The sequence below is a fragment of the Streptomyces cyaneus genome, from assembly GCF_004028635.1.
In the GTDB taxonomy this organism is placed as follows: domain Bacteria; phylum Actinomycetota; class Actinomycetes; order Streptomycetales; family Streptomycetaceae; genus Streptomyces; species Streptomyces cyaneus.
The window spans coordinates 258,472-270,725 of record NZ_RQJW01000003.1 but is presented as its reverse complement, the minus strand read 5'-3'; the positions used below and the strand labels follow the sequence as shown (position 1 = coordinate 270,725).

The window sequence follows — 12,254 nt, the reverse complement described above, 5'->3', positions numbered from 1 at the left end:
CAACTCCCGCCCGGTGCTGCGATAGTGATCCCGGACGAGAAAGATGTAACGAGCATCCAGGAAGCGTGTGGACACCAGCGAGAGCAGTACCGAACATCAGGAGAAGGACCCCTCTTCGGTGCCGCCCAAGCGGCGCGGCTGGCGCCGCTGGGCCATGGACACCCGGCCGCTGCGCCGCCCGGCGTACCGCCGCCTGTGGTCCTCGACCATCGTCACGGCCGTCGGCAGCCAGCTCACCGCGGTCGCCGTGCCCAAGCAGATCTACGACATCACCGGCTCCTCGGCCTGGGTAGGCGCCGCGAGCCTCGCCGGACTGCTGCCGCTCGTGGTGTTCGCCCTGTGGGGCGGGGCCGTCGCCGACACCATGGACCGGCGCAAACTCCTGCTGATCACCAACAGCGGCATCGCCGTCACCTCCGTGCTGTTCTGGCTGCAGGCCGTCACCGGCCTCGAGTCGGTGACCGCGCTGATGGTGCTGCTCGCCGTGCAGCAGGCGTTCTGGGGGCTCAACGCCCCGGCCCGCAACGCCTCCATCGCCCGTCTGGTGCCCGCCGACGAACTGCCCGCCGCGAGCGCCCTCGGCTCCACCGTCATGCAGACCGGCCAGGTCGTCGGACCGCTGCTGGCCGGGGTGCTCATACCCGTCATCGGCCTGGCCGAGCTGTACCTCATCGACGCGCTGGCCCTGTGCGTCACGGTCTGGGCGGTGCTGCGGCTGCCCGCACTGCCGCCCCTGGCGAGCGGGACGACCACCACGAAGCGGCGCGCCGGTGTGCGCGAGATCGCCGAGGGCTTCCGTTACATCGCCCTGCACAAGGTGCTGTTGCTGTCCTTCCTGGCCGACGTCGTCGCGATGGTCTTCGGCATGCCCCGCGCCCTGTTCCCCCAACTCGCGAGCCAGACCTACGCGTCGTACGGCGAGGGGCTGGCCCTCGGCCTGCTGTTCGCGGCGATCCCGATCGGCGCGGTGGCCGGCGGGCTGTTCTCCGGCACGTTCTCCCGGGCTCGCCGGCACGGCTGGATGGTGATCGGCGCCGTCGTCGCCTGGGGCGCCGCCATCACCGGCTTCGGGCTGAGCGGCAGCCTGTGGCTCGCGGTGATGTTCCTGGCCCTCGCCGGAGTCGCCGACATGGTCTCGATGGTCTTCCGCGGGGCGATCCTGCTGTCCGCCGCCAGCGACGAGATGCGCGGGCGGATGCAGGGCGTCTTCACGGTCGTCGTCGCGGGCGGCCCACGCCTCGCCGACGTCCTGCACGGCACGGTCGGCTCGGCCTTCGGCGCACGTACGGCGACCGTGGGCGGCGGGCTGCTCGTGGTCGCGGTCATGCTGGTCCTGGCCGCCGCGCTGCCCGCCCTGCGCCGCTACCGCGTCTGACGCTCAGAGCACACTGCGCCGGTGCTGCCCGTACTGCTCCATCAGCTTGCCCCGGGTCATCTCCAGCCGGTGCGCGAGGATTTCGGCGACATGCCGCACCAACGACATCCCGAGCCCCGGATCCTCCTCGCAGAGCCGCAGCACCGCCGCCGCCTCGAACTCGTAGGCACGCACAGGGCTGAAGGCCTCCGCGCCGAAGTCCCACTGGTACGGCGGGAACAGCCAGGACCAGCCGAGCAGATCGCCCGCGCCGAGGCTGGCCACGGTCACCCGCTGGATCGACGTCACGCGCTGGTCGAGTGAGACGGCGCCGGAGCGGATGACCCAGAAGCGGTCGGCCGTGCCGCCCGCCTCGAAGATCCGGGCGTCCTCCGGGAAGGAGACCTCCCGGGCCAGCGACATCAGGCGCTCACGCTGAGGTGGTGGAAGTGCCGTCAGCAATTTGATCGCTTTGGTCATGACAAGGGGCTCCTCACCGGCGACTGGGGTTCCGGGGCTTTCCCTGGATCCATTTCAGCTGCTGCCGCCGCCCTGAGCACCTCGGCGGAGGGCGGTTTCGGCCGGGAGTCTGCGCGCGGCGGGTCGCCGAGGGCATTAAAAAGCCCTGGCCGGACGGGGGAGGCCAGCCAGGGCCGTAGGTGGTGGTGCAGGGGGGACTTGTACGGTCTACCCCGTGACCACTTATGGATGAACCGTAAACCATCTACGAGGGTTCCGCGTAGCCGAAACCGGGTTACGTGACCCGTTTCACTTCGATCCGTGTTTCAGGGCCGCTCGGAGTGCTTGCCCGGGGTCAGGATCTCCTCCAGCACCGTGACGACGGCCTCGTAGGCCAGTGTCCGTACGGCGGCGTCGCGGGCCCCGTCGGGGTCGGCCGACCGCAGCTGCTCGCTCCTCGCCCGCCACGTCCGCTCCTCCTGCCGGGCGCAGGCCCTGGCGCGCTGCATGCGCCGCATCAGTTCGTCTGAGTCCACGACATCGGTCATGTCATCCGCGTACCCCGGTATCGGCCCGTTGAGCATTCATCCGTCCGACGCCTTCACCGGCACCCCCAGCGGACGGGCCAGACCGGCCACCCCCTCGTCGAGACGTTGCAGGTGCCGCAGGACGCGGTCGGTGACCCTGCCGTAGCGAGGTGCGCCGGGGGCGGCCGGTCCGAGGAGCGAGGCGATGCTCGGGCCGGTCTCGATCCGGGCCGTTGCGTGTTCGTCGGTGACGTGAGCGGCGATCGTCTCGATGTTGTGCGCGATGCGTGCCGCGGCCCGGCGCAGCCGGGGGTCCGCCGCGATCGAGGGGTGGGTGGGCAGCAGCTCGGCGGTCGCGGCCAGGGCACGCGCGTGGTACGCGCACGTCTCCAGCAGCGCGACGACGTAGCGTGCGGTATCCCGCCGGGCCCGCAGCGGCGTGACCGGATGCGTGAGCGGCTGGGTGGCGGCTCGCAGATCTGCCAGCGCCTGGTCCAGGTCGCGCGCCTGGTCGAGCAGGTCGAGAGGAGGCCCGCCGCTGAGCTGCTCGACGGCGCTGCGGGTGACGCCCCCGAGCCGTTCCAGGACCGTGGCGAGGAGTTCGTTCGTACGGCGGTCCGTCTGCACCGGCAGGACCAGTGCGGCCGCGATCACCCCGCAGGCCGCGCCGAGCGCCGTCTCCTCGATGCGCAGCACGAGCACCGAGAGGCTGTAGGTGTGCAGCAGGGTGTAGAGCAGCCCGAGCGCCGCGGTGACGAAGAACGACACCAGCGTGTAGGACAGCGGTGCCGAGTAGAACATCGCGAAGACGAACAGCAGCACCAGCGCGAACGCCGTCCAGGTGTGGTGCCCGACGGCACCCGCCAGCACGATGCCGGCCAGGACGCCGAGCACGGTGCCCAGCAGGCGGCGGTAGCCCTTGACCAGGATCTCGCCCGTGGACGCGGTGTTGAGGAACACGATCCAGCAGGTCAGCACCGCCCAGTACCAGCGGTCACGGGACAGCAGCTCGCCGCCCACCATGGCCAGCGTCGACCCGACGGCCACCTGCACGGCGGCACGCGTGGTGGGCCGCCGCAGCCCGGTGGGCTTCTCCTCGGCGTCCTCCGCGTCGGCGTCGGCGTCGAGCACGGCGTCCTCCGCGTCCAGTTCCTCGCGCGAACGGGCCGTGGCCGGGGTGTCGTCCGACTCGTCCTGGGGTCCGCCGAGGGCGATCCGCAGCCCGAGGACAGCGCGGGCGGCCTCGCCGACGGCCCGGAAGGCGTCCTGCACCGCGGGGGATGCGTCGGGCAGGTTCTCCTCTTCGCGGTAGTCGAGGAGCCGGTTGCGGACACGGGACAGGGCGGTTCCGGTGGCCTGGCCGACCGGACGCAGGACGAGCAGGCGCAGCGCCTGGAGGTCACGTCTCAGCGCGACGGTCCCCTCCTCCCGCACGGGCAGTCGGCCGCCCGAGGGGAAGGGCGCTCCCGGCAGATGCAGCGCCAGCGTGTCCGCCCGCTCGGCGCCGCGTGCGGCGAGCAGCGACAGCCCCAGCCGCTCGGCGGCGATCTCGGCGTCCGCGACGCGCCGTTGGACGAGTCGGGCCACGGCCTCGTCGGCGGTTCCCTCCGCCAGCCGGCCCTGGATCAGCAGCGCCGTCTCGTGCAGCCGCGCGGTGCCCTCGCGTACGCGCTCCAGCGCCCGGTCCGCTTCGTCCGGACCGGCGTCCAGCAGGTCGAGCTGCGCGGACAGCAACTGGGCCAGCCGGGCGCGGAAGGCCCCGCGCAGCCGCTCGAGGACCCCTGTCGGGGTCTCGGGTACGAGCGCGAAACGCACCAGCGCGCTGCACGCGAAGGCCACGGCGACAGCCCCGTACAGCTCGGGCAGACCGGAGACGGTGGCGCCGACGAACAGGGACACGAAGTAGATCTGGAAGCCGATCAGGCCGAGCGCGGTGCCGCGGTCGCCGAACCTGCGGCCGTAGACGGCACAGAAGATGAGCGCGACGAAGACGAGGTCGCCGGCCACGACATGGCTGTGCAGAGCCGCTGCCAAGGTCATGGACGCCAGCGCCACCGGCAGGCCGAGGGCGAGCGTGCCCGCCTGTTGTCCGCGCTGCTTCTCCCGGATGGCGAAGGTGGCGACCATCGCCGCCAGCGCCCCCGCCACCAGGTGGGTCACATCGGTGCCCAGCAGGGCGAGCACGGCGACCGCGAGGGCGATCGCGCCCGCCGTGCGCAGCCCGGCGGTCAGCCGCAGCAGTCCGGGGTCCGAGGCCGCGACACGGTCACGCAGTCGCGCCCGCACCGGCCGTCCCACTGCCCTCACGCTGCCCTCACGCCGCCGTACTCTCTTCCGCTCCTTCTCCCGCACTCTCCCCACTTACGCCACGAACGGGGCTCGGCCGAGGCCGTCACCTCACCCGTCCGCCCCGTCCGCCCCGTCCGCCCCGTCGGCGCCGTGCTCCCCGGTGACCTGCGCCCGCAGCTGCTCCGGCGTCAGATACGCGTGGACGAACTCGAAGTCCTTCAGCTTGGCCGGCCTGCGGGACTGGAACCCGGTGCGCACGAAATCGTCCCCCGCGACGGCGTTGAGCAGCCAGTTCGTCATGACGCGGGTCTTGGCGACGTTGGTGCGCAGTGCCGACCAGTGGTAGCCGCGGGCGACGGCGAGGGCGGGCAGGCCCTTCAGTTCGATGCCGAGGGGCTTGGAGACGGCGTCGCGGCCGCCGAGATCGACGACCAGGCCGAGATCCTTGTGCTTGTACGGCCGCAGCGGCTGGTTGCGCAGGGACGCGATGACGTTGTCGGCGACGACCTTGCCCTGGCGCATGGCGTGCTGGGCGGTAGGAGGGCAGACCGCGCCCTCCTCCTCCTTCGCCACGTCGGGCACCGCGGCGGCGTCGCCGAGGGCGAACACACCGTCGTGGCCCGGCAGGTTCATCTCGGCCGTGACCGCGAGCCGCCCCCGGACGGTCTCCGCGCCGAGCGTGCCGATGAGCGGGCTGGCGACGACACCGGCGGTCCAGATCAGGGTCCGGGTGGGAATGACGCGGCCGTCGGTGAAGGTGACCTCGTCGGGACCCGCCTTCGCGATGGACACGCCCAGCGAGATCTCGATGCCACGCTTGCGCAGGATCTCCTGGGCGTCACTGCCCAGCTTCTCGCCGAGCTCGGGCATCAGCCTCGGCGCGATGTCGATCAGATGCCACCGGATCAGCTTCGGGTCGAGCCGCGGATAGCGCTTGACCGCGTTGTGGGTGAGCTGCTGCAGGCACGCGGCGGTCTCGGTGCCCGCGTAACCGCCGCCGACCACCACGAACTGCAGCCGTGCGGCCCGCTCGGCCGGATCGTGGCTGGCGTCGGCGAGGTCCAGCTGGGAGATGACGTGGTCGCGGAGGTAGGCGGCCTCCGCGAGCGTCTTCATGCCGTACGCGTTGTCGGTGAGCCCCGGGATGTCGAACGTGCGGGTGATGCTTCCGGGGGCCAGCACGATGTAGTCGTACGGCTCGTTGACGACCTCGTCGGTGATGGTGCGGATGACGCAGGTCTTGGCCGCGAGGTCCACGCCGATGGCGCCGCCCGGGATGATCCGGGTGCGGTACTTGCGGCTGCGGCGCAGTGACACGGCGATCGACTGTGGGGTCAGGACGCCGGAGGCGACCTGGGGCAGAAGTGGCAGGTAGAGCTGGTAGGAGGACGGCGTCACCAAGGTGATCTCGGCTTCGTCCGGGGAGAGTTTGCGTTCCAGTCGGCGAACGCAGCCGACTCCGGCGAAGCCTGCGCCAACCACCAGGATCCTGGGTCGTGTCACGGTGATCTTCCCTTCTGCGGCTCCAGGCGGTCTGCCTCGACGTCGTTCGCCTGCCCCTGGATCGCTGCTTCGCACGCACCGATCCCACCGCGCCACCGGTCGTTCCGCCAGCCGGGTGCGGCAGGCAGATGAACCCGTCGACAGCCACCCTGCCCCAACCTGCGCGAGGGCACACCGGTTCGGAAGCGAAAGACATGTACGCGTGATCTCTTGACGGTTGATTGGTCTGGACCTAGCGTGCCAGTCGCTCGTCCAAGTCAGGGTCCGCAGTTCATGTACGTGACCGATGTGCCAGTGCGCGTGACCAGCGTGCGTGACGTGCGGCCCACCCCCACCTCGGACAGGAGGCAGGATGCTCGCACGCCTGCGCACCTTCACCGTCACCTCGGCGCTGTGCGCCACATCTCTGCTCGCCGCCCCGCAGGCCTTCGCCGAAGTCGAGCCCGGCGGCTGGCAGTCGGTCTCACCCGGCTACTCCGTGCAGGAGCGCGGCTGCGGCCAGGTCGACGGCCTGACGTTCCGGCTCACCTGCTCCACCGCGAGCGGTGACCAACGGGCTGAACGGCGCTACGCCACCTACACCGGAGGAACGCGCCAGTTCGAGGGCTACTTCCGCATCACCAGCCTCAGCGGCACCCGGATCAGCCTCAAGCAGACCTTCAACGAGTCCGCCTCCGGCCCGTACTTCATGCTCGCCGTCGAACGCGGCGGCAGGTTGTACGCGGTGCACGGCGGCACGACACTCTCCAATGCCGGGACAGTCGGCGCGACCGTCCGCGTCAACACGGTCCACCAGGTCGGCGTCGAGCACCGCACCTACATCAACGGCTCGCTCGAGCACACCTATGCGAGCCCCGGCGGCAGCTTCTACGACAAGTTCGGCGCCTACCGCACCAACAGCGGCAGCGGGCCGGCCACCGTGGAGTGGAGCAACATCCGCTTCTGGCGCAAGTAGCGGCGCCGTATGCGAGGAAAGGCGCGCATCGCAGCGTCGGCAGCGCTGCTCCTGGCGCTGTCGGCCTGCACGGCCGGCACGGCCGACGCCGAACAGCCGCTGCGAGGTGTCCTCACGACACCCACGGACATCGACCTCGACTGGCGGGACACCCGACCCGGCATCGCGGGCCACGTCCTGGAGTTCGCGACCGAGGAAGCCGGTCCGTACACCGTCCTGCGGTACCTCGCCCCCCAGGTGACGAGCTACCGCCACCCCGACCTCATGCCGCACACCACCTTCCACTACCGGCTGCGGTCCTACCGGGGCCCCACCGTCCGGCCGGTCCGGCTCGACCAGCCGGACCGCATCCGTTTCACCTGGACCGACCACTTGGCCGACGAGGACGGCTTCCTCCTGGAGCTCCGCAAGAAGAACAGCGACCGGTACGACCCGGTAGCCGTGCTCGCCCCGAACACCGAGGCCACCGAGTTCGTCCCCCTGCCGGGAGAGCAGCACGCCACCTACCGCATCCGCGCCTTCGTCCTCGGCGAGCAGTCGAACGTCGTAAGGCTCACCACCGGCGAATAGCTCCACTCGGCGCTCGGCGCTCGGCGCTCGCCGCTCAGCGGAAGACGTTGTCCGCGTCGTCCCAGTGCGCCAGCTCGTCCACCACGTGTTCCCGGGGCGCGCGCGAGCGGGCCTGGTACATCGCGTCGATCTGCGGCGCGTAGTGCCGCACGATCGCGTCCCGGCGCAGCTTCATCGACGGTGTCAGCAAGCCGCTGGCCACGTCGAAGGGCTCCGGCAGCACCCGGAACACGCGGATGGACTCCGAGCGGGACACCGCGCTGTTGGCGGCGGCCACGGCCCGGGCGAGCTCCTCCCGCAGCGCGTTCTCCTCCCGCGCCTCCCGGATCCGCGCGTCGCTGCGCACCGCGAGCGACTCGCGCCAGAACGCCAGGAAGTCCGGGTCCAGGGTGATCAGCGCACCGATGCAGGGCCGGTTGTCGCCCACGACCACGGCCTGATGGATCATCGGATGCTGTCGCAGGCGCTGCTCCAGGAGCGCCGGGGAGACGCTCTTGCCGCTGCTCGTGATGATGACGTCCTTCTTGCGCCCCGTGATCGTCAGATAGCCGTCGGAGTCCAAACGCCCCAGATCCCCGGTGGCCAGCCAGCCACCGCGCAGCGCTGCCCATGTCGAGGCCTCGTCGTTGACGTAGCCCTGGAACACCGACGGCCCCCGCACCAGGATCTCCCCGTCGTCGGCCACCCGGATGTCCACGCCCGGCAGGGCCTGCCCGACCGTCCCCGACATCTCCCGGCCCACCGGCTGCGCGGTCACCCCGCCGGAGGTCTCGGTGAGCCCGTAGGCGTCGTTCACGTAGATGCCGATGCCCTCGTAGAACAGGGAGAGTTCACGGTTCAGGGGCGAACCGCCGGACGTCGCCCGGCACACCCTGCCGCCCAGCGCGGCCCGCAGCTTGCGGTACACCGTCCGCTCGTACAGGGCGTGTTGCAGCCGCAGATCGAAACCGGGCCCGGGGCCGCCGCCCAACCGCTGCCGTTCCAGGGCCGCCGCGAAGTCCCGTGCCGTGTCGGCGGCCCGCTCGAACAGCGCGCCGCGGCCCGTCTGTTGGGCCGCCCGCAGGAAGTTCTTGTAGATCTTCTCGAAGATCGACGGTACGGCGCAGAACCAGGTCGGCCGGAAGGTGCGCAGCGCCGACGACAGTGCGGCCTCGTTGAGGTCGGGCTCGTGCCCCATCAGCATTCCGCCGCGGATGCACATGGCCTGCACCAGGAGGCCGTACACATGGGAGAAGGGCAGGAAGGCGAGCACCGACCCCTGCTGCTCGCCGGGCGGGATCACCGTGTGGCCCCAGCCGGCGAGGAGCGTGTCGCAGGGGCTCGCCAGACCGCGGTGGCTCAGCGCGCAGCCCAGGGGACGGCCCGTAGTGCCGGAGGTGTACATGACCGCGGCGGTGGAGTCCGGCAGCACGATGCGGCGCAGCGACTCGACCGTGGTGAGCGGAATGAACTCGCCCCGCTCCACGAGCTGCCCGAGCCCTCCCGTGTCCAGCTGCCAGACATGGCGCAGTTGCGGCAGCGATCCGCACACGGAGCCGACCGTCATGATCGCCTGCTCGTCCTCGACGACGACGGCCACGCACTCGGCGTCCCGCAGGATCCACTCGACCTGGTCGCGCGATGCCGTCGGATAGATCGGGACCACCTCGGCGCCCACCGCCCAGAGCGCGTAGCTGAGCACCGTCCACTCGTAACGTGTGCGCGCCATGATGGCCACGCGGTGTCCCGGCGAGATCCCGGACGCGATCAGCCCCTTGGCCAGATCGGTCACTTCGTCGCGCAGTTCCACGGCGGACACCTCCTCCCAGGTGGTGGAGGAGGGATCGGGGCGGCGCGCGAGCATCGGCAGTGTGGGAGCGAGGGCCGCCGTCTCGAAGACGCTGTCGGCGAGCCCGCCGGTCAGAGGTGTGACGGTCGGGGGAGCGAGGCCGAGATCGCGCATGCGCTGCTCCTGATGCGTACCGGGTGTGACGTCACCGATGAGTACTGTTATCGGCGCTGCCCGAATCTAGCCCAGCTGAGAGCGCGCGGTGCCCGGATCTGACAATTGACCCCGTTCGGTGATCTAGGCGCAGTGGGGGAACTCGGGTGGCATGACATATGCGAACCCTGATCCGAATTCCGCCCCGAACCACCGTCCGAACCCCGATCCGGAGCCCGAGCGCACCACCGGCCTCGAGCCCGGCGGGAGCGTACCTCCCGGCGAGACCCCGCCCGCGGAGAGCAGCATGCCCGGCGCGGGCCCCCGGGAGACACACAATCCGCCCAAGGGCTGGGCCAAGGCGCCCCTGGCCCTGATCCTCGTGCTCGCGGCCCTGATCGCCGCCTTCTTCCTGGTCTACGCCCTCATCCTGATCCTCTGAGCCCCACCGACCCGGGCTCACGGGATCAAGGCGACAACCACACCGTGGCGAGTGGAGGCAACGTCAGCCGAATGTGCCCGTCCTCCGGCTTGAGCGGGTCGGGGTTGGTGACGTCGCTGCCGCCGTAGTGCGCGGCGTCGGTGTTGAGGGTCTCCTGCCAGACGTCGATATGGTCCGGCACCCAGAGGCGGTAGTCGTGACGGACGACAGGGGAGAAGTTGGAGACGGCGAGCAGGACGTCGCCGTCGGCGCCGAACCGGAGGAAGGCGAAGACGTTGTCCTCGGCGGCGTCGCCGAGTACCCATTGGAAGCCGCCGGGGTCGGTGTCCCGCTCCCACAGGGCAGGAGTGGCCCGGTAGAACGTGTTGAGGTCACGGACCAGGTCCTGCACACCACGATGGTCACCCGCGGACGCGTACCCGGGATCCAGCAGCCACCACTCGGGACCGTGCGCCTGCGACCACTCCGCGCCCTGGGCGAACTCCTGGCCCATGAAGAGGAGCTGCTTGCCGGGGTGGGCCCACATGAAGCCCAAGTAGGCGCGGTGGTTGGCGCGTCGCTGCCACCAGTCGCCCGGCATCTTGGAGACCAGCGCCTGCTTGCCGTGGACCACCTCGTCGTGGGAGATCGGCAGGACGTAGTTCTCGCTGTAGGCGTACACCATCGAGAACGTCATCTCGTTGTGGTGGTACTTGCGGTGCACCGGCTCCTTGGCGATGTACTGCAGCGAGTCGTGCATCCAGCCCATGTTCCACTTCAGCCCGAACCCCAGCCCGCCGCTGTCGGTCGGCCGGGTCACCCCCTCCCAGGCGGTCGACTCCTCCGCGATCGTGACGACCCCCGGGTTGCGCCGGTACACGGTCGCGTTCATCTCCTGCAGGAACGCCATCGCGTCCAGGTCCTCCCGCCCGCCGAACACGTTCGGCGCCCACTGCCCGGAGTCCCGCGAGTAGTCGAGGTAGAGCATGGAGGCGACCGCGTCCACCCGGAGCCCGTCGATGTGGAACTCCTCGCACCAATACGTGGCGTTGGCGACGAGGAAGTTGCGCACCTCGGTACGTCCGTAGTCGAACTCGAACGTCCCCCAGTCCGGATGCTCGGCACGCCGCGAGTCTCCGGGCTCGTACAGCGGGTCTCCGTCGAAGCGCGCCAGCGCCCAGTCGTCCTTGGGGAAATGGGCCGGTACCCAGTCCACGATCACGCCGATGCCGGCCTGGTGCAGGGCGTCCACCAGGTATTTGAAGTCGTCGGGCGTACCGAGCCGGGCGGTCGGCGCGTAGAAGCCGGTGACCTGGTAGCCCCAGGAACCGTCGAAGGGGTGCTGTGCGACCGGCATGAACTCGACATGGGTGAAACCGAGGTCCTTGACGTACGCGGGCAGCTCCTCGGCGAGCCCGCGGTACGTCAGGCCCGGCCGCCACGACGGGAGGTGAACCTCGTAGACCGAGAAGGGGGCCTGGTGCACCGGGACGTCACCCCGGTGCGCCATCCACCTCTCGTCGCCCCACTCGTAGTGGGAGGCGTGCACGATCGACGCCGTGTCGGGCGGGACCTCCGCACGGCGTGCCATGGGGTCGGCCTTGAGGAAGCGGTGACCGTACCGGGAGGTGATCTCGAACTTGTACCGGGTGCCCTCGCCGATGCCCGGCAGGAACAGCTCCCACACCCCGGACGCCCCGAGGGACCGCATCGGGAACGCCGTCCCGTCCCAGCAGGTGAAGTCCCCGGCCACCCGCACGCCCCGGGCGTTCGGCGCCCACACGGTGAAGCGGGTGCCGGCCACGCCCTGGTGGGTCATCGGCTCGGCACCGAGCGCCTTCCACAGTTCCTCGTGCCGGCCCTCGCGGACGAGATGGAGGTCGAGCTCGCCGAGGGCGGGCAGGAAGCGGTACGGGTCATGGACCTCGCGCTCGTCGGACCCGTCCTCGGCGTACGACACCAGCAGCGTGTACGCGGGGATCGCATCCAGCGGCAGAACGCAGGAGAACAGGCCGCCGCCCTCCGAGACGAGCCCGGTGCGCTCGCCGTCGACCATGACGCTCACCGCACGCGCGAAGGGGCGCAGCGCCCGCACGGCGATCCCGCCCGGGACGGGATGCGCGCCGAGCAGCGCGTGCGGATCGTGGTGGGCGCCCGACAGCAGGCGCTCACGGTCGGCCGGGTCCAGGGCAGGCGCGGCGGCGGGCCGGCCCGGTCCGGCCGACTCGGGGCGCGAGGTCTCGTGCAGGGCCATG

At 70.8% G+C, this 12,254-nt stretch carries 10 protein-coding genes; 4 read left to right on the top strand and 6 right to left on the bottom strand.

All coding sequences use genetic code 11. The annotated features are described in order from the left end of the window. Window positions 1–67: 67 nt before the first annotated feature. A complete protein-coding gene (locus EHO50_RS10375; protein WP_128429593.1) occupies window positions 68–1,375 on the top strand; it encodes an MFS transporter in 1,308 nt (435 codons plus the stop codon). A 3-nt stretch (window positions 1,376–1,378) separates the two neighbouring features. Here the strand turns inward: EHO50_RS10375 and EHO50_RS10370 are convergent, their stop codons facing one another. From EHO50_RS10370 to EHO50_RS10355, 4 genes are all read right to left on the bottom strand, one after another. Then, window positions 1,379–1,834, bottom strand: a complete 456-nt coding sequence (locus tag EHO50_RS10370; protein ID WP_128429592.1) for a cyclic nucleotide-binding domain-containing protein — start codon at window positions 1,832–1,834, stop codon at window positions 1,379–1,381. Between the two features lie 305 nt (window positions 1,835–2,139). After that, on the bottom strand, window positions 2,140–2,361 hold the full coding sequence (locus tag EHO50_RS10365) for a hypothetical protein (protein WP_128429591.1): 222 nt from the start codon (window positions 2,359–2,361) through the stop codon (window positions 2,140–2,142). Between the two features lie 36 nt (window positions 2,362–2,397). Beyond that, window positions 2,398–4,647, bottom strand: a complete 2,250-nt coding sequence (locus tag EHO50_RS10360; RefSeq protein ID WP_181449593.1) for an FUSC family protein — start codon at window positions 4,645–4,647, stop codon at window positions 2,398–2,400. A gap of 90 nt (window positions 4,648–4,737) precedes the next feature. Continuing rightward, window positions 4,738–6,138, bottom strand: a complete 1,401-nt coding sequence (locus EHO50_RS10355) for an NAD(P)/FAD-dependent oxidoreductase (protein WP_164904839.1) — start codon at window positions 6,136–6,138, stop codon at window positions 4,738–4,740. Between the two features lie 346 nt (window positions 6,139–6,484). Between EHO50_RS10355 and EHO50_RS10350 the strand changes: the two genes are divergently transcribed. Both EHO50_RS10350 and EHO50_RS10345 read left to right on the top strand, forming a co-directional pair. Beyond that, window positions 6,485–7,087 carry a hypothetical protein gene (locus EHO50_RS10350; RefSeq protein WP_128429589.1) on the top strand — a complete coding sequence of 201 codons (603 nt, stop codon included), beginning with the start codon at window positions 6,485–6,487 and terminating at the stop codon, window positions 7,085–7,087. A 9-nt stretch (window positions 7,088–7,096) separates the two neighbouring features. Continuing rightward, window positions 7,097–7,657: a fibronectin type III domain-containing protein gene (locus tag EHO50_RS10345; RefSeq protein WP_128429588.1), complete on the top strand. Its 561-nt coding sequence runs from the start codon at window positions 7,097–7,099 to the stop codon at window positions 7,655–7,657. A 34-nt stretch (window positions 7,658–7,691) separates the two neighbouring features. On the opposite strand, the gene EHO50_RS10340 is transcribed toward EHO50_RS10345, so the two are convergent. Continuing rightward, window positions 7,692–9,599: an AMP-dependent synthetase/ligase gene (locus EHO50_RS10340; RefSeq protein WP_128429587.1), complete on the bottom strand. Its 1,908-nt coding sequence runs from the start codon at window positions 9,597–9,599 to the stop codon at window positions 7,692–7,694. Window positions 9,600–9,750: 151 nt separating this feature from the next. Between EHO50_RS10340 and EHO50_RS10335 the strand changes: the two genes are divergently transcribed. Further along, the gene (locus tag EHO50_RS10335) at window positions 9,751–10,020 is read left to right on the top strand and encodes a DUF6480 family protein (RefSeq protein ID WP_128429586.1); all 270 of its coding nucleotides are present in this window, start codon (window positions 9,751–9,753) and stop codon (window positions 10,018–10,020) included. 25 nt (window positions 10,021–10,045) lie between these two features. Here EHO50_RS10335 and glgB read toward each other — a convergent pair whose 3' ends face one another. After that, window positions 10,046–12,253: a 1,4-alpha-glucan branching enzyme gene (gene glgB, locus EHO50_RS10330; protein ID WP_128429585.1), complete on the bottom strand. Its 2,208-nt coding sequence runs from the start codon at window positions 12,251–12,253 to the stop codon at window positions 10,046–10,048. Window position 12,254: the final 1 nt, after the last annotated feature.

Excerpts from the sequence above, each read along its gene's own strand:
- EHO50_RS10370 (WP_128429592.1), bottom strand. The coding sequence starts at position 1,834 with ATGACCAAAGCGATCAAATTGCTGACGGCACTTCCACCACCTCAGCGT.
- EHO50_RS10365 (WP_128429591.1), bottom strand. The coding sequence starts at position 2,361 with ATGACCGATGTCGTGGACTCAGACGAACTGATGCGGCGCATGCAGCGC.
- EHO50_RS10350 (WP_128429589.1), top strand. The coding sequence starts at position 6,485 with ATGCTCGCACGCCTGCGCACCTTCACCGTCACCTCGGCGCTGTGCGCC.
- EHO50_RS10345 (WP_128429588.1), top strand. The coding sequence starts at position 7,097 with ATGCGAGGAAAGGCGCGCATCGCAGCGTCGGCAGCGCTGCTCCTGGCG.
- EHO50_RS10340 (WP_128429587.1), bottom strand. The coding sequence starts at position 9,599 with ATGCGCGATCTCGGCCTCGCTCCCCCGACCGTCACACCTCTGACCGGC.
- EHO50_RS10335 (WP_128429586.1), top strand. The coding sequence starts at position 9,751 with ATGACATATGCGAACCCTGATCCGAATTCCGCCCCGAACCACCGTCCG.
- glgB (WP_128429585.1), bottom strand. The coding sequence starts at position 12,253 with ATGGCCCTGCACGAGACCTCGCGCCCCGAGTCGGCCGGACCGGGCCGG.